This is a genomic window from Rhodococcus sp. NPDC059179, assembly GCF_042754885.1.
Classification (GTDB): domain Bacteria; phylum Actinomycetota; class Actinomycetes; order Mycobacteriales; family Mycobacteriaceae; genus Rhodococcus_G.
This window is the reverse complement of sequence record NZ_JBHZBV010000001.1, coordinates 281,261-296,720: the sequence shown is the minus strand read 5'-3', so window position 1 is coordinate 296,720 and position 15,460 is coordinate 281,261. Positions and strand designations below refer to the sequence as shown.

The 15,460-nt window shown below is 68.6% G+C and carries 16 protein-coding genes; 8 read left to right on the top strand and 8 right to left on the bottom strand.

Features of this window, described 5'->3' with window-relative positions; translation table 11 throughout:
- Position 1: 1 nt before the first annotated feature.
- From ACFXMV_RS01375 to ACFXMV_RS01365, 3 genes are all read right to left on the bottom strand, one after another.
- On the bottom strand, positions 2-406 hold the full coding sequence (locus ACFXMV_RS01375; protein WP_378499217.1) for a plastocyanin: 405 nt from the start codon (positions 404-406) through the stop codon (positions 2-4).
- A gap of 143 nt (positions 407-549) precedes the next feature.
- Positions 550-1,032 (bottom strand): nuclear transport factor 2 family protein, encoded by a 483-nt coding sequence (locus ACFXMV_RS01370; RefSeq protein ID WP_378502676.1) that lies wholly within the window; start codon positions 1,030-1,032, stop codon positions 550-552.
- Between the two features lie 28 nt (positions 1,033-1,060).
- Positions 1,061-1,930, bottom strand: a complete 870-nt coding sequence (locus tag ACFXMV_RS01365) for an LLM class F420-dependent oxidoreductase (protein WP_378502677.1) — start codon at positions 1,928-1,930, stop codon at positions 1,061-1,063.
- 204 nt (positions 1,931-2,134) lie between these two features.
- On the opposite strand from ACFXMV_RS01365, the gene ACFXMV_RS01360 reads away from it, so the two are divergent.
- Complete coding sequence (locus tag ACFXMV_RS01360) at positions 2,135-3,019, top strand: IclR family transcriptional regulator (protein ID WP_378501415.1); 885 nt, start codon at positions 2,135-2,137, stop codon at positions 3,017-3,019.
- An 18-nt stretch (positions 3,020-3,037) separates the two neighbouring features.
- On the opposite strand, the gene ACFXMV_RS01355 is transcribed toward ACFXMV_RS01360, so the two are convergent.
- Entirely contained in the window at positions 3,038-3,538 is a 501-nt protein-coding gene (locus ACFXMV_RS01355) for a flavin reductase family protein (RefSeq protein ID WP_378501414.1), read from the bottom strand.
- Between the two features lie 140 nt (positions 3,539-3,678).
- Here ACFXMV_RS01355 and ACFXMV_RS01350 point away from each other — a divergent pair, with 140 nt between their 5' ends.
- From ACFXMV_RS01350 to ACFXMV_RS01325, 6 genes are all read left to right on the top strand, one after another.
- Positions 3,679-4,551 carry an alpha/beta fold hydrolase gene (locus ACFXMV_RS01350; RefSeq protein WP_378501413.1) on the top strand — a complete coding sequence of 291 codons (873 nt, stop codon included), beginning with the start codon at positions 3,679-3,681 and terminating at the stop codon, positions 4,549-4,551.
- The gene (locus ACFXMV_RS01345; RefSeq protein ID WP_378501412.1) at positions 4,551-6,245 is read left to right on the top strand and encodes an FAD-binding protein; all 1,695 of its coding nucleotides are present in this window, start codon (positions 4,551-4,553) and stop codon (positions 6,243-6,245) included. The genes ACFXMV_RS01350 and ACFXMV_RS01345 overlap by 1 nt, the downstream gene beginning before the upstream one ends.
- 85 nt (positions 6,246-6,330) lie before the next feature.
- Positions 6,331-7,509, top strand: a complete 1,179-nt coding sequence (locus tag ACFXMV_RS01340; RefSeq protein ID WP_378502678.1) for an acyl-CoA dehydrogenase family protein — start codon at positions 6,331-6,333, stop codon at positions 7,507-7,509.
- 32 nt (positions 7,510-7,541) lie between these two features.
- Positions 7,542-8,462, top strand: coding sequence for a VOC family protein (locus tag ACFXMV_RS01335; RefSeq protein ID WP_378502679.1), 921 nt, complete (start codon positions 7,542-7,544; stop codon positions 8,460-8,462).
- Between the two features lie 135 nt (positions 8,463-8,597).
- The gene (locus ACFXMV_RS01330; RefSeq protein WP_378502422.1) at positions 8,598-9,329 is read left to right on the top strand and encodes a flavodoxin family protein; all 732 of its coding nucleotides are present in this window, start codon (positions 8,598-8,600) and stop codon (positions 9,327-9,329) included.
- Positions 9,330-9,432: 103 nt separating this feature from the next.
- Positions 9,433-9,819 carry a VOC family protein gene (locus tag ACFXMV_RS01325; protein WP_378502421.1) on the top strand — a complete coding sequence of 129 codons (387 nt, stop codon included), beginning with the start codon at positions 9,433-9,435 and terminating at the stop codon, positions 9,817-9,819.
- Between the two features lie 66 nt (positions 9,820-9,885).
- Here ACFXMV_RS01325 and ACFXMV_RS01320 read toward each other — a convergent pair whose 3' ends face one another.
- The 3 genes from ACFXMV_RS01320 to ACFXMV_RS01310 are packed head-to-tail and all read right to left on the bottom strand — an operon-like array spanning position 9,886 to position 12,099.
- Positions 9,886-10,677 carry an SDR family NAD(P)-dependent oxidoreductase gene (locus ACFXMV_RS01320; RefSeq protein WP_378502680.1) on the bottom strand — a complete coding sequence of 264 codons (792 nt, stop codon included), beginning with the start codon at positions 10,675-10,677 and terminating at the stop codon, positions 9,886-9,888.
- A gap of 32 nt (positions 10,678-10,709) precedes the next feature.
- Positions 10,710-10,937, bottom strand: a complete 228-nt coding sequence (locus ACFXMV_RS01315; protein WP_378502009.1) for a hypothetical protein — start codon at positions 10,935-10,937, stop codon at positions 10,710-10,712.
- 1 nt (position 10,938) lies between these two features.
- Complete coding sequence (locus ACFXMV_RS01310; RefSeq protein WP_378502008.1) at positions 10,939-12,099, bottom strand: Rieske 2Fe-2S domain-containing protein; 1,161 nt, start codon at positions 12,097-12,099, stop codon at positions 10,939-10,941.
- A gap of 175 nt (positions 12,100-12,274) precedes the next feature.
- Between ACFXMV_RS01310 and hsaA the strand changes: the two genes are divergently transcribed.
- Positions 12,275-13,441, top strand: a complete 1,167-nt coding sequence (gene hsaA, locus ACFXMV_RS01305) for a 3-hydroxy-9,10-secoandrosta-1,3,5(10)-triene-9,17-dione monooxygenase oxygenase subunit (protein WP_378502681.1) — start codon at positions 12,275-12,277, stop codon at positions 13,439-13,441.
- Between the two features lie 26 nt (positions 13,442-13,467).
- Here hsaA and ACFXMV_RS01300 read toward each other — a convergent pair whose 3' ends face one another.
- Positions 13,468-15,435, bottom strand: coding sequence for an acyl-CoA dehydrogenase family protein (locus ACFXMV_RS01300; RefSeq protein WP_378501265.1), 1,968 nt, complete (start codon positions 15,433-15,435; stop codon positions 13,468-13,470).
- Between the last annotated feature and the right edge of the window lie 25 nt (positions 15,436-15,460).

The following is a 15,460-nucleotide window of genomic DNA, read 5'->3' as shown; positions in this document are numbered from 1 at the left end:
CTCATTCGACGATCAGGATGCTCGCCATCTCGGGGTGATAGACGCAGTGGAACGTGTACGCGCCCGGGGTCGTCGGCGCCGTGAAGGTGGCGGACTCGCCTCCGTCCACGTGCGTGTCGAACAATCCCTCGGTGTCCGAGGTGACGGAGTGCTCTGGCCCTGCGCCGTTCTTCACGACGATCTGTTCACCGGCGCGCACCGACGGCGGGGTCGTGAAGGTGAATTCTTCGATGGCGATCACCGGTGCATTGGCGTCGGGCGCGGCGGTCATGGTCATCGAGTGGTGCTCGGATCCGTCGTCCGACGAGCAGCCTGCCGCGAGGCCGGCCGTGACGGCGAAGGCGGCGATGCTCGCACACCGAATTGCGGACCGCCTGCGGGTGGAACGGGGCGTGGATCCGGGCATGTCGGCCTCCGTCGGTCGTCGCCTGACTGTGCACTGCCGAACGTCGCTGGGACGATTCCAGCGTAGGCCCGAGGCGCGGACCGCGATACCCGCTGCCGCTCGCGGCCGCCGGTCCGACGGCGGCCGCGAGGGTGGAGCGAATTTCAGTTCTTGACGCCCGCGGCGAGGATCTCGCGCGCCGACTCGCGGCCGTCGAGCACCCGGCTGGTGCGCACGGTGCACTTCCACTGGCCGTCGATCTTCTTCATTTCCCAGCGGTTCGCGGTCACCCGAAGCACGGTGAAGCCGCCGGCGTCCGGGTTGTTGATGATCAGCTGCGACTTGCAGGTGGCGACGGCGGTGTCGCCGTCGATCGTCACGTATCCGGGCTCGAGGATGTGTCCGCAGCCGCCCATGATCCAGCTCTGGTGCGCCTGCGAGCGGACCATCGCCGAGATCTCGGCGTGTCCGCGCATGATGCCGGTGTCGACGTCGTAGATGCCGTCCTCGGTCCACACCCGGGTGACGGCTTCGACGGAACCGCTGTCGATGGCGGGGCCGTAGGAGGCCATCAGCTCGAGGATCGCGATCCGATCCTCGAGCGTGGTGATCCGGTCGGCCAGGGCCTGCAATGTCAGGTCGGGCATGAGCGCTCCTTGTGAAAATGGTTGGGGATCAGTCGAAGTCGATGCCGAGCGGAACGGCAAGTGACCTGAGGGCCTCGAGCTGGTCGGCGTAGTTCTCGGGGCCGGTCGCGGCGATGCTCACGCTGGCGATGGTGGCGCCTGCGTCGCGCAGCCGGGTCAGTGCGCGGGCGGCGGCGTCGGGGGAGGCCGCCGGATCGAGGGCGCGGCCCGCGCTGAGCACGATCTCCATCCCCTCGGGTATCGGCGCCTTGGCGAGCATCGCCGCCAGGTCGTCGAGGCGGAGGCCGAACGGGACCCAGCCGTCGCCGAGCTCGACGGCGCGGCGCAGGGAGCGGGGCGTCCGCCCGCCGATCCACAGCGGCAGGTGCTGCTGAACCGCGTGCGGCTCGACCACGAAGTCCTCGAAGTCGTAGAACTCGCCGTGGTACTCGGGGGTGGGTTTGCCGAGCGCCGCACGGAGCGCGCGCAGCGCGTCGTCCGCACGGGCGCCCCGACCTTCAAAGGGGGCGCCGAGCAGGTCGAACTCCTCGTGCAGGCTGCCAACGCCGAGGCCGAGGGTGAGCCGTCCGCCGCTGACCCGGTCGAGGGTGCCGTAGCGCTTGGCGATCTCGAGTGGGTGGTGATACCCGAGGACCAGCACCTGGGTGACCAGGCGGATCCGCGTGGTGCGCGCGGCAAGGAAGCCCAGGGTGGCCAGCGGGTCCCAGTAGGTGCCGCCGCGCTCGGCCGCGATCGGGACCGGGACCGCGACGTGTTCGCTGCAGGTGACGTGGTGGTAGCCGAGCCGGTCAGCCGTCGCGGCGATCGCGGCGACCTCGTCGATGCCCGCGCCGACCTCCCAGTCGGCGCGCAACGCGGGGTGCTGGATCAGCACCGGGGTCACGATCCCTATCTGCATGGTTCACGGCTCCGGATTCATGATAAGAGTTTCCCAACCTTTTTATCTCAGTGTCGGTGGTCACGTCAGCGGTCTCCCGGTGGCCGGGATCGCACAAATTCCGCCCCGCCACTCCCGCCCAGCGGGATAAGTTGCTACAGTTTCAGAATTGATTTCAGTTTTGCGGTCGGGCAGCCCCCCGACCTGGAGCGGAGGAGTACGCATATGACGGTCATCACCGAGGACGCCGTGCGGAACGACAAGCGCGAGGTGCCGCCCTCCATGGTCGAGCGCATGACCCTGATCCTCGACGCGTTCGACGGCCGGGCGGCCCGCCTGACGCTCGAGGAGGTCGCCTGCCGCTCGCGGCTGCCCAGGTCGACGGTGCACCGGATCCTCGATTCGCTGGTGAAGCTGAACTGGGTCGAGCATGCCTCGTTCGGATACCGGCTCGGCCGCCGCGCGCTCGGGATCGGCGGCGGCGACGGCGGCAACGCCGAGATTCGCGAGGCCGCCGCACCGCTCCTGCACGAACTGCACCTGCAGACCGGCATGGTCGTGCACCTGGCGGTCCTGGACGGACACGAGGCGGTGTACCTCGACAAGGTCGGCGGCCGGATCGCCGCGTCCATGCCGTCCCGGGTCGGTGGCCGGGTTCCCGCGCATTCCACCGCGAGCGGCAAGGCGATGCTGGCGTGGCTCGTCCCCGAGCGGGTGGACGTGCTGTTCGGCGGTCGGATGAACCGCTGTACCGACCAGACCATCTCGGACATCGGCGTCCTGCACCAGGAGCTCAACCGGATCCGGCAGCGTCGCGGGCTGGCGTTCGAACGGGGAGAGTCCGCACGCGGCGTGGCGTGCGTCGGCGTCGGAATCCGCGGGCACGAGGGCCCGGTGGCCGGCCTCTCTCTGTGCGGCGATGCGCGCACTGCCCCGCTCGAGCGGGTCGCCCCGCTGGTGGTCGATGCCGCTCGGGAGATCACCCAGACCCTGTTCCCCGAGTTCGGTAGCGGTCGCCGGGCAGCCCAGCCGGTTGCACCCCAGCCGTCACAGACCTGGTCGGCCGAGGCGGGACGGCTGATGACCCTTGGTGGCGTCGGCTGGATCTAGCCACCCGGCTGGATCTGGTCACCCCGCGTCGAGCCCGAACCCGCCGCGGAAGAACACCATCGGACGGTCCTCCCGGACCGTCTCCAGCTCGAGTACCCGACCGAGCACCACGTCGTGGTCGCCTGCCGGGTGCACATTGTCGACCTCGGCGTGCACCCGCACCAGGACATCACGCAGCGACGGCGTCGCCCACCGGGACCGATCCCAGTCGAGGCCGTCGAACTTGAGTCCGCGACTCGACCCGAACCGGCCGCACACCTCCGCCTGGGACTCGGCCAGCACGTTGACCGTGAACCGGCCGGTGGCCTTGATCCGCGGCCAGGCCCGGCCGCGGTGGTCGGCGCAGAACAGGACGAGCGCCGGTTCGAGCGATACCGAGGCGAACGACTGGCAGGCGAAACCGACCGGGCCGGTCTCGTCGAGTCCGGTCACCACGGTGACCCCACTCGCGAACCGGCCGAGCACGTTCCGCAAGTGATCGGGTTCGGGGGCAAGCGTTGTCTGCGCCTGTACGTCCATGAGCGGAAGGGTATGGAGGGCTGCTCGCTGTCTGTGGCGGAGCTCCCGGTCAGTGGAACCCGGGCGCCTGCTGATCCAAGCGTCTCGCTGATCGGGATCGATGCGGCGGGTGGCCTGCGGTTACGGCAGCGTGTGGACTCATGACGAGTGAACTCACGTACGAGGGCACCAAGCGGGAGGTCACCACCGACCTCGGTGTGCTCCGTTACCACGAGGCCGGCGACGGCCCGCCCCTCTTGCTGCTGCACGGCTCCGGCCCGGGCGTGACGGGATGGCGCAACTACCGCGGCGTCCTCGCTGACTTCGCCGAGCACTTCCGGTGCCTCGTGCTCGAGTTCCCCGGCTTCGGCGTCAGTGACCCGGGCGATGGGCACCCGATGATGATGGCAGGCGCCTCGGTCGGGACGTTCCTCGACGCGATCGGCATCGACGAGCCGGTGCACATGATCGGCAACTCGATGGGCGGCATCGTCGCCACGAACGTCGCCATCAACGCGCCGCAGCGGGTGAACAAGCTGGTCACCATCGGCGGCATCGGCAAGAACGTCTTCGCGCCCGGACCGGGTGAGGGCATCAAGCTGCTGATGGAGTTCACCGACAATCCGACCCGCGAGAGCCTGGTCCGGTGGCTGAACTCGATGGTCTACGACCCCGCCATCGTCACGGAGCAGCTGATCGAGGAGCGCTGGGCGCTCGCGACCGAGCCGCTGACGCTCGAGATCGCCGCCCGGATGTACAGCAGCAAGGCCTTCGCCGCGAACGCCGCCGCCGCGAAGGCATCGGGAGCCACTCCGTACTGGGCGCAGCTGCACAAGGTGCAGGCGCCGACGATGCTCACCTGGGGTCGCGATGACCGCGTCAGCCCCGTGGACATGGCGATGTTGCCGATGCGCGACATCCCGAAGGCCGAACTACACGTGTTCCCGAACTGCGGGCACTGGACGATGATCGAGGCGAAGGAGGCGTGGACGTCCGCCGTACTCGCCTTCCTCCTGCGCAAGGACGAGAACTGATGAGTACTGAACAGAATTGGGACACCACCGTCGACTTCCTGATCGTCGGCAGCGGCGGCGGCGGCATGAGTGCAGGCATCACCGCGGCCGACCTCGGGCTCGACACCCTGATCATCGAGAAGGGCAAGAAGTTCGGTGGCTCGACCGCGATCTCCGGCGGCGGCATCTGGATCCCGAACGCCCCCACCCTGACCCGCAAGGACGCGGGCGACGACCCGAACGCCATCCGCCGGTACCTGCGCACCCTCACCGAGGGCACGGTTTCCGAGGCGCGGATCGACGCCTACGTCGACAACGGTCCGAAGCTGATGCAGCTGCTCGACCGCAACAAGAACATGAAGCTGTACTGGGTGAAGGGCTACTCCGACTACCACCCGGAGGAAGACGGCGGCAGCGCCCTCGGCCGGACCATCGAGTGCATGCCGTTCGATACCAGGAAGCTGAAGGAGGACGAGCAGTTCCAGCGTCCCAACAGCATGAAGGGCCCGCTCGGCCTGTGGGTCACCTCGAAGGACTACCACGACCTCGCGATGGTCAAGCGCACCTGGGCAGGCCGTCGGGCGTCGATGGTCGCCGCATGGCGGGTCGCGTCGAACACAGTTCGCCGGCGGCACATGGCCACCGGCGGCCGCGCCCTCGCGGCGCGGTTGCGCATGGTGCTCAAGGATGCAGGCGTGCCGCTGTGGCTGCGCACCTCGATGACCGAGTTGGTCACCGACGCCAACGGCACCGTGATCGGTGTGGTCGCCGAACGTGAGGGCAAGACCGTCCGGATCGGCGCGCGGCGCGGCGTGCTGCTGGCGACCGGCGGCTTCGACCACAACCAGGAGATGCGCGACAAGTACCTGCCCGAGCACGGCCGAGCGGACGTCAGCTCCGGCGCCAGGGAGAACCAGGGTGACGGCATCCGCGTCGGTCAGCAGCTCGGTGCCGCGCTGGACCTGATGGACGACGCCTGGTGGATGCCGTCGGTGTTCCATCCCATGGGTGCGGTGATCCCGTTGGTGTCGGAGCGCTGCATCCCGCCGTCGGTGATCGTCAACGCCAGCGGCGAGCGGTTCACCAACGAGTCCTCGCCGTACGTGAACTTCGTGCACGACCAGCTCGAGGGCGGTCACGTCCCCGCCTGGTTCGTCATGGACACCAAGGCGAAGAACCGCTACCCGTTCGCCCAGGTGCTGCCGAACATGCCTTTCCCGCAGGGCTTCTACGACTCCGGGGTGATCCACAAGGCCGACACCCTGCCGGAGCTCGCCGCCGCGATCGGGGTCCCGGCCGACAAGCTGGTCGCCACGATCGAGCGGTTCAACGGCTTCGCCCGCAGCGGCAAGGACGAGGACTTCGGTCGCGGTGACAGCGCCTACGACCGCTACTACGGCGACCCGACGATGAAGAACCCGAACCTGGACGAGATCGTCAAGGGCCCGTTCTACGCGATCAAGTGCGAGGCAGGCGACCTCGGCACCAAGGGCGGCCTCGTCACCGACGAGAACAGCCGGGTGCTCCGTGGGGACGGCAGCGCGATCAACGGCCTGTACGCCACCGGTAACACCACCGCGTCGGTGATGGGCAACGAGTACGCGGGCGCGGGCGCCACCATCGGACCCTCGATGGTGTTCGGATACGTCGCCGCACGGTATGCAGCCGAGCATCAGCTCTCACTGAGCGAGAGCGCACCCGTCGCCTCGAGCTGAGGCTGAGACGTTCAATACATGAGGCGGCTCGCCCACACACACTAGGCGGCTCGCCGCCAGGCAAACAGAGAAAGCCGAGGAAGTCATGGGACAGGTCCTGGATCGGATTGAGCAGTACGCGGACGAGATTCGCGCGGGCGGTGTCGAGGGCGACAAGCTGATGCGCCTGTCCGATGCGAACGCCAAGCGACTGAAGGAGTCCGGGGCGATCCGGATGCTGCAGCCGAAGCAGTACGGCGGCCTGGAGGTGCATCCGCGTGAGTTCGCTGAGACGGCCATGGCGATCGGTGCGATGGACGGCGCGACGGGCTGGGTCACCGGCATCGTCGGTGTGCACCCGTGGGAGCTGGCGTTCTTCGACCCGAAGGCGCAGGAAGAGGTGTGGGGCCAGGACCAGGACACCTGGATGGCGTCGCCGTACGCGCCGATGGGTGTCGCGGTCCCGACGGACGGCGGCTACATCCTCAACGGCCGCTGGTCATTCTCCTCGGGTACCGACCACTGCCAGTGGGTGATGATCGGTGCGATGGTCGGTGGCCAGGACGGCAAGCCGCAGATGCCGCCGAAGATCCTGCACGTGCTGCTCCCGCGCAGCGACTACGAGATCGACCAGGACAGCTGGGATGTCGTCGGTCTGCGCGGCACCGGCAGCAAGGACCTGATCGTCAAGGACGCGTTCCTCCCCGAGTACCGGACCCTCGACTCGGCGACGGTGTACGACGGCACCGCGCCGAAGATCGCCGGCCGCGGCGAGACGCTGTACAACTTCCCGTTCTCGTGCATCTTCCCGCTGGGCATCACCTCCTCGCTGATCGGCATCGCCGAGGGCGCGCTGGCCTGCCACATCGCGGCGCAGAAGGACCGGGTCGCGATCACCGGTGTGCCGATCAAGGAGGATCCGTACGTGCTGTTCGCGATCGGTGACGCCGCGGCGGAGATCGCCGCCTCGCGGGCCGCGATCCTCGAGACGGTCGACCGGTTCTGGGACATGACGGAGAAGGGCCAGCAGGTCAGCTTCGAGCAGCGGGCCGTCGGCAGGCGCACCCAGACCGCGGCGGCGTGGCGCGCTGTCCGCGCGGTGGACGAGATCTTCGCTCGCTCGGGTGGCGGTGCGCTGCAGATGAAGACGCCGCTGCAGCGGTTCTGGCGGGACGCGCACGCCGGCCTGTCGCACGCCATCCACGTGCCCGGGTCGATCTTCCACGCGTCGGCGCTCACCCAGCTCGGTGGCGAGCCGCAGGGCATCCACCGCTCGATGATCTGATCGTCTGACACGCAAAGGGATTGGTGGAGAACATGTCTGACATCCGCTCACTCGGATACCTGAAGGTCCAGACCCAGGACGTCGCGCGCTGGCGCGAGCTGGTGGTCGACGGTCTCGGCATGGCCGTCGGAACCGGCCCGGAAAAGGACGGCCTGTACCTGCGCATCGACGAGCGCACCTCGCGCCTGCAGGTGCTGCCCGGCGACGTCGACAAGGTCCTCGCCGTGGGCTGGGAGGTGCGCGACGAGTTCGGCTTGCAGGCGGTACGCGAGCGCGTCGAGAAGGCAGGCGTCGAGGTCCGCGAGCTGACCCAGGAGGAGGCCGACTACCGGCGCGTCGAGCGCGGCGTCACCTTCTCCGATCCGGCGGGCACCACCACCGAGGTGTTCTTCGGCCCGGTGCTCGACCACAGCCCGGTCGTCACCCCGCACGGCGGCCGGTTCGTCACCGGCGCCGCCGGCCTCGGCCACGTGGTGCTGCCGACGCCTTTCTACCAGGAGACCTACGACTTCTACACCGAGGTCCTCGGCTTCCTGCCCCGCGGCGCCATCCGGCTCGGCGGCCTCGACGCCCCCGGCCCCCCGCGCCGGGTGCGGTTCCTCGGTGTCAACCAGCGGCACCACAGCCTGGCGATCTGCCCGGCGCCGCCGACCGAGGCTCCCGGCATGGTCCACCTGATGATGGAGGTCGACACCCTCGACGCCGTCGGCCAGGCCCTGGACCGGGTCACCAAGCTCGGCTTCTCGCTGTCCTCGACCCTCGGCCGGCACACGAACGACAAGATGATCTCGTTCTACGTGCGGGCACCCGGCGGCTGGGACCTCGAGTTCGGCACCGAGGGCATGATCGTCGACGAGAGCCACTTCACCGCGGAGGAGATCACCGCGGACAGCTACTGGGGCCACGACTGGTCCGGATCCGAGCCGTTGGCGGCGTTCACGCCTAAGGCATAGGAACCACACCCACTGACACGCCGAATGCGGCGGCCGCGCGCGACGCGGCCGCCGCATTCGGCGTCTTCGGGTTACCAGGTGCGGCGCCTGCGCCTATCGTGGATTCTCGGATCCACCGTCCAACGGAGGTGCCCGATGCCCGGTCCCGCGTTCTCGGAGTCGCGACCCGACTTCACCGGCCTGCTCGCGGTGTTCGTGAACTGCACGCTCAAGCGCTCACCCGAGACGAGCAACACGCAGGGCCTCATCGACCGCAGCGTCGGGCTGATGCGTGATGCGGGCGTCGCGGTCGACGAGATCCGCGCGGTCGATCACGACATCGCGACCGGCGTGTACCCCGACATGACCGAGCACGGCTGGCCGAGCGACGAGTGGCCCCGACTGTTCGAGCGGATCCTGGCGGCGGACATCCTGGTGCTGGCAGGCCCGATCTGGCTCGGCGACAACAGTTCCGTGATGAAGCGGGTGATCGAGCGGCTGTACGGATGCTCGTCGATCCTGAACGACAAGGGGCAGTACGCCTTCTACGGCCGGGTCGGCGGCGCCCTGTTCACCGGGAACGAGGACGGCGTCAAGCACTGCGCGATGAACGTGCTCTACAGCCTGCAGCACCTCGGCTACACGATCCCGCCACAGGCGGACGCCGGCTGGATCGGGGAGGCCGGGCCGGGGCCGTCCTACCTGGACGAGGGGTCCGGCGGGCCGGAGAACGACTTCACCAACCGCAACACCACCTTCATGACCTACAACCTCCTGCACCTGGCGGCAATGATCAAGGCGGCGGGCGGGATTCCCGCCTACGGTAACCAGCGCTCGCAGTGGGACGCGGGCTGCGCGCCGACCTTCCCGAACCCGGACTACCGCTGAGTCCACTTGCGTGGCGGCCTGCCACTCGGCATCCTGGGGGGAACGTCGCGTGCCGATGACGGACTGCGTCAGGCATGGAGGCGTCGAACCGCAAGGGGTTTCCTTGACCATCTCGCTCAACCACACCATCGTCGCTGCGAAGGACAAGCAGCATTCGGCGTACTTTCTCACCACATTGTTCGGACTCCCGGATCCGGTTCCGGCCGGATTCTTTCTCGCCGTCCAGCTCGACAACGGGGTCACCCTGGATTTCGCCGAGCCCCCGCCGCACGTCGAGGTGACGCCGCAGCACTACGCCTTCCTCGTCTCCGAGGACGACTTCGACGCCATCTACGGGCGCATCGTCGAGCAGAGGCTCGAGCACTGGGCCGACCCCAGGCAGTCGGCGCACGGCATCAACAGGAACGACGGGGGCCGGGGTACCTATTTCCTCGACCCGGCAGGACACTTCCTCGAGATCATCACCCGGCCGTACGGGTCGGGCGGGTAGGCCACTGACACGACTGTGGCCGCGCCCCCGATCGGGGCGCGGCCACAGTCGTGTCCAGGCGGTCTGCTACTTGCGGTTCAGCAGCTTGCGCATCATTTCGGCGGCGCCCTTGACCAGCTTGTCGCGGGGGAAGCCTGCGCGCTTCTGCGCGGCCGCGTAGTTGCCGCCTGCCACCCACACCGGGCCGTCGGTGAGGTGCTCGAGACCCTCGCGCGCGGCGTCCTCGGGCTCCTGCACGATCATGCCGGGCACGTCGAAGTTCAGGCCGGCGCGGACCATGGCGGGGGTGCGGGTGACGCCGAGGACCAGCTCGACGACGTGCACGCCGTGCGGCTCGAGCTCGAGCCACAGGCTCTCCGCGAACACCCGGCTGAACGCCTTGGCGGAGGCGTAGATGCTCTGATGCTCGGAGCCCATGTACCCGGCCAGCGAGCCGAGCAACATGATGCCGCCGCGGCCGCGGTCGCGCATCAGGCCGCCGAAGTGGTGCGAGAGCTCGAGCTGCTTGGTGATGTTCAGGTCGATCACGCCACGGAAGCCGTCGAGGTCGCCGGTGACGAACTCGTGGCCGTAGGAGTTCGCGCCCGCGTTGAAGATCATCAGCCCGACCTCGACGTCGTCGGTGACCTTGCGGATCTGCGCCAGCGCGTCCGGGGCGAGCAGGTCCAGCGACAGGGTGCGGACCTCGCCGCCGTGCGTGCGCACCTTCTCCGCGGTCTCTTCGAGCGGACCGGGCTTGCGGGCGATCAGCACGAGGTTGAAGCCGGCCTGGGCCAGCTCATCGGCGAACGCCGATCCGACGCCCTCGGAGCCGCCTGCGATGACGGCCCACGGGCCGTACTGGTTGATGTCGATCATTGTTCTCCTTGAGGGGGCTCCGCTAGTTGTCGCTAGTTGTCGGGGACGTCGAGGCGTCCCTCGACTACGGCCTTGTTGATCGAATCCTGCAGTGCGCCGCAGACCCTCACCTTGATGGTCCGAGCACGCGAGGGCATGCCCTCCCGGAACTCCGCACACGAGGACTCGGCGTCGGACGTCCACTGGATCGCGGTGTGGTGGAAGCTCTTCTTCTCCACCAGCACCCGATTCCCGCAGCGCTGACACTCCAAGGGCTGCATGTCAGACCGGCTGTGCTGCCGCGGCGGCGGCCTTCGCGGCGATGTTCGCGTCGACCTCCCTGCGCCAGGCCTCGTTCGCCTTGGTGGTGTCCATCTCGAACTCGAAGCGCTCGGTCATCTCGGGCTTGATGTCGGCGACGTCCACGTAGAACTGCTCGTACCAGCGGCGGAGCTGGTAGACCGGCCCGTCCTCCTCGCACAGCAGCGGGTTGTTGATCCGGGACTTGTTCCGCCAGATCGCGACGTCCTGCTCGAAGCCGGTCGCGATGAAGGTGGTCATGCCGCTGGCGATGGACTCGGCCTGGCCCGCGGGCAGCTGGTCGGTCTTCTTGACCATCACGCCGTACATCAGCACGAACTTGTCGGGCGAGATCGGGTAGTGGCAGTTGATCAGGATGGACTCGACGTCGAACGTGTCGTAGCGGTAGATCAGCTCGTCGACCATGAACGACGGACCGTGGTACGCCGCGGTGGAGAAGCTGCCCTGCAGCTTCGGCTGGGTCGGATCGTTCGACGGGGGCCGGACGTCCTCACGGGCCAGGCCCTCGAAGTACTGGACGGCGGTGTGACCCTCGAAGATGTTCTTGAACCGCGTCGGGAACGAGAAGTGCACGTAGAAGAAGTGCGCCATGTCCACGACATTGTCGACGATCTCGCGGCAGTTGGTGTCGATGACGATGGAGTTCCAGACCCAGTCGGTCCACTCGGTGCCCGGCTCGTGCATCACGGGAATCGTCACGTCGGCAGGCGGAGGGTTGCCCTCGGGGTCGTTCCACACGAACAGCAGGCCGTCCTGCTCCATCGTGGTCCAGGCGCGGGTACGAGCCAGCGGGGGCACGCGTCGGGCATACGGAATGGCCGTGCACTTGCCGTTGCCGCCCCAGCGCCAGTCGTGGAACGGGCAGGCGACCGAGTCGCCCTTGACGGTGCCCTGGCTGAGGTCGCCGCCCATGTGCCTGCAGTACCCGTCGAGGGTGTTCAGCTTGCCCTCGCTGTCCGCGAAGACCACGAGCTTGGTGCCGAACGCCTCGATGCCGTGTGGCTTACCGTCCTGGAAGTCTTTGACGAGGCCGAGGCAGTGCCATCCCCTGGCGAACCTCGTCGGTGCGGCGCCTGCGTCGATCACGCGGACTTCATTGTCTGCGGACTGCGTGGTGGTCACGGTTCTTCCCATCCCTTCGAGCAAGGCCGCCTGCTTACGGCGAGACCCTAGATTCAGTTGATTTCGAAGTTAGTGAGCGTCGTCACCGATCATGCCCCCGATCTCACTGGCCGGGACCGTTCTGACCAGGCCAGGTGGGTGCTCATCCGCTCGTCGGACCGATAACATCGGTCAGATGGACAACGAGGTTCTCGCGTCGGTGCGCGAGTTGCTGCCCGACATCGCCGACCAGGCCCGCGCCACAGAGGAGGCGCGCCGAGTCTCCGTCGAGACGATCCAGGCGCTCACCGACACCGGGGTGTTCCGGATGCTGCAGCCGAAGCGATACGGCGGCGCCGAGGCCGACCCAGTGCAATTCTACGAGACCGTCCGCGCGATCTCCGGGGCCTGCGGCTCCACCGGCTGGGTCACCTCCGTGCTCGGCGTCCATCCGTGGCATCTCGCCCTCTACGACGACAGGGCGCAGGCCGAGGTCTGGGGCGACGACCCGGACGTGCTGGTGTGCTCGTCGTACGCGCTGATGGGGACCGTGACCCCGGTGGAGGGCGGCTTCGAGCTCTCCGGCGTCTGGCGGTTCTCCTCCGGATGTGACCACGCCGACTGGGCGTTGCTCGGGGCCATCATGGTCGGGGGCAAGGGCGAGCCGTCCGATTTCACCACCGTCCTGGTGCCGCGCGCCGACTACCGGATCCAGGACGTCTGGGACACCGTCGGTCTCCGCGGTACCGGCAGCAACGAGATCGCGGTGGACAAGGTCTTTGTCCCGTCCCACCGGGTGATGCGCAACTACGAGCTCTCGCAGCTCCGCGGCCCCGGTCAGAAGGTCAATCCCGGCCCGCTGTACCGAATCCCGTTCGCGGCGATCTTCACCACAGCCATCGCGGCGCCGGTGATCGGCGTCGTCGCAGGCTGTTACGAGAACTACCTGTCGGCGATGCGTGACCGGGTGCGGCTCAGCCTGGGCGGGGGCAGGTTCGCCGAGGACAAGTTCGCGCAGGTGACACTGGCCAGGGCCTCCTCCGCGATCGATGCCGCGATCCTGCAGATGGACCGCAACGTCCGGGCCCTGGTGGAGGCGGCGGCGGCGGGCAAGGAGATCCCGATGCAGCTGCGCCTGCGGGCCCGACGGGATCAGGTGCTGGGAACCGAGCGGGCGCTCGACGCCATCGAACAGCTGTTCAAGACCGCGGGCGGCCAGTCCCTCGACCGGGGCAACCCCATCGAGCGGGCCTGGCGAGACGCGCACGCAGGCGGGGTGCACGTGGCCAACGACGCCGAGCGCGCCCTCTCGCTGTACGGGCGCGGGGCGTTCGGGCTGCCGGTCGAGGACACCATGATCTGACCGATCGTCGAGCCGCTCGGCGTCGGCTAGCCCCCGGCCCGTGTCGACGGCAGGAACCTGCGGGCGACGTTCTCCTCGGTCGACGCGCCCGGCGACCACTGCGAGATCCACGGTCCGGTGCCCTCGCTCTGATCGAGCACCCCTGCCTCCAGCCAGCTGTACCGGCCGTCGAGGATCGCGCCCGCGAGCCGGTGGTCCACCTCGTCGGTGTTGTCCCACAGCGCCGCGAACAGCCGATCGACCCGGATCCGGGACTGCTGGCAGAACGCGTCGGCCAGCTCGTACGCCGCATCGCCCTGGTTCGGGTCCTGCCCGCGCAGCATCTCGGCGCGCACGCAGCTCGCCGACATCGCGAACAGCTCGGCGCCGATGTCCACCACCCGGCCGAGGAACGCCTGGTGCTTCTCCATGCCGGCCTGCCAGCGGGCCATGCCGTAGAAGGTGGAGCGCGCCAGCTTGCGGGCGTTGCGCTCGACGAAGCGCAGATGCGTTGCGTTACTGCCGAATTCGCCGTAGGACGTCGGGAGCTGCCCCTTGCCGGAGACCAGGTGCGGCAGCCACTTCGCGTAGAAGCCGCTGGCGCCGATGGCTGCCTTCGCCTTGTGCTGCAGGTCCGCCTTGGGATCGGCGAGGTCCCCAGCCGCGGCGAGGTGGGCGTCGACGGCCTCGCGGGCGACAAGCAGTCGCATGATCTCGCTGGACCCCTCGAAGATCCGGTTGATCCGCAGGTCGCGGAGCAGTTGCTCGGCTGGGACCGCCCGCTCGCCCCGCGCGGCAAGCGACTCGGCGGTCTCGTAGCCCCGCCCGCCGCGGATCTGGATCAGCTCGTCGGCGATCAGGCACGCCATCTCGCTCGCCCACAGCTTGGCCAGCGCGGCCTCGATCCGGATGTCGTTGCGGCCCTCATCCGCCATCTGCCCGGACAGTTCCAGCACCGCCTCCAGCGCGAAGGTGGTGGCGGCGATGAACGAGAGCTTGGCGGCCACCGCCCCGTGCTTGCCGACCGGCTTGCCCCACTGCACGCGCTCCGCGGACCACTCCCTTGCGATCTTGAGCGACCATTTGCCCGCGCCCCCACACATCGCGGGGAGCGCGAGCCGGCCGGCGTTGAGGGTGGTCAGCGCGATCTTCAGGCCGTCGCCCTCGCGACCGATCAGATTTGCGGCAGGTACCCGCACCTGGTGTAGCCGGGTGACGCCGTTCTCGATCCCGCGCAGGCCCATGAAGGAGTTGCGCCGCTCGACGGTGATGCCGGGCGAGTCGGCCTCGACCACGAACGCCGTGATCCCGCCGCGGTGCGGCCTGCCAGGCTCGCCGGGGTGCCCCTCGCTCTTGGGCACCCGCGCCATCACCACGAGCAGTTCGGCGACCACGCCGTTGGTGGTCCACAGCTTGACGCCGTCGAGTATGTAGGCGTCGCCGTCCTCGGTCGGGGTCGCGGTGGAGGCCATCCGCGCCGGGTCGGACCCGACGTCGGGCTCGGTGAGCAGGAACGCCGACACCGCACCCTTTGCGCAGCGGGGCAGGAACTCCCGCTTCTGTTCCGGGGTGCCCGCCAGCTTGAGCGGCTCCGGCACACCGATGGACTGATGCGCCGACAGCAGCGCGCCGATGCTCGGGTGCACCGAGGCGGCGAGCATCAGGGCTCGGTTGTAGGCGACCTGGGACAGCCCGAGCCCGCCGTACTCCTCGGCGACCTTGAGGCCGAAGCAGCCGAGCTCGGCGAATCCCTTGACGTAGTCGTCGGGGATGCAGGAGTCCCGCTCGATCACCGCCCCGTCCAGGGTGGCGCAGTACTTCTCCAGTTCGGCGAGGAACCGGGCGGTCTTGGCTTCCTCCTCCGGCGGCGGCTGCGGGAAGGGATGCACCAGATCGATCCGCAGCCGACCGAGGAAGAGCTCCTTGGCGAACGAGGGTTTCTCCCACCCGCTCTCCCTGGCCTCTTCGGCGACCGCTCTCGCCTGTTCCTCCGTGACCTGGGCCGGTGCAACCATGATCCGCCTCCTGGAAGGACGTGTC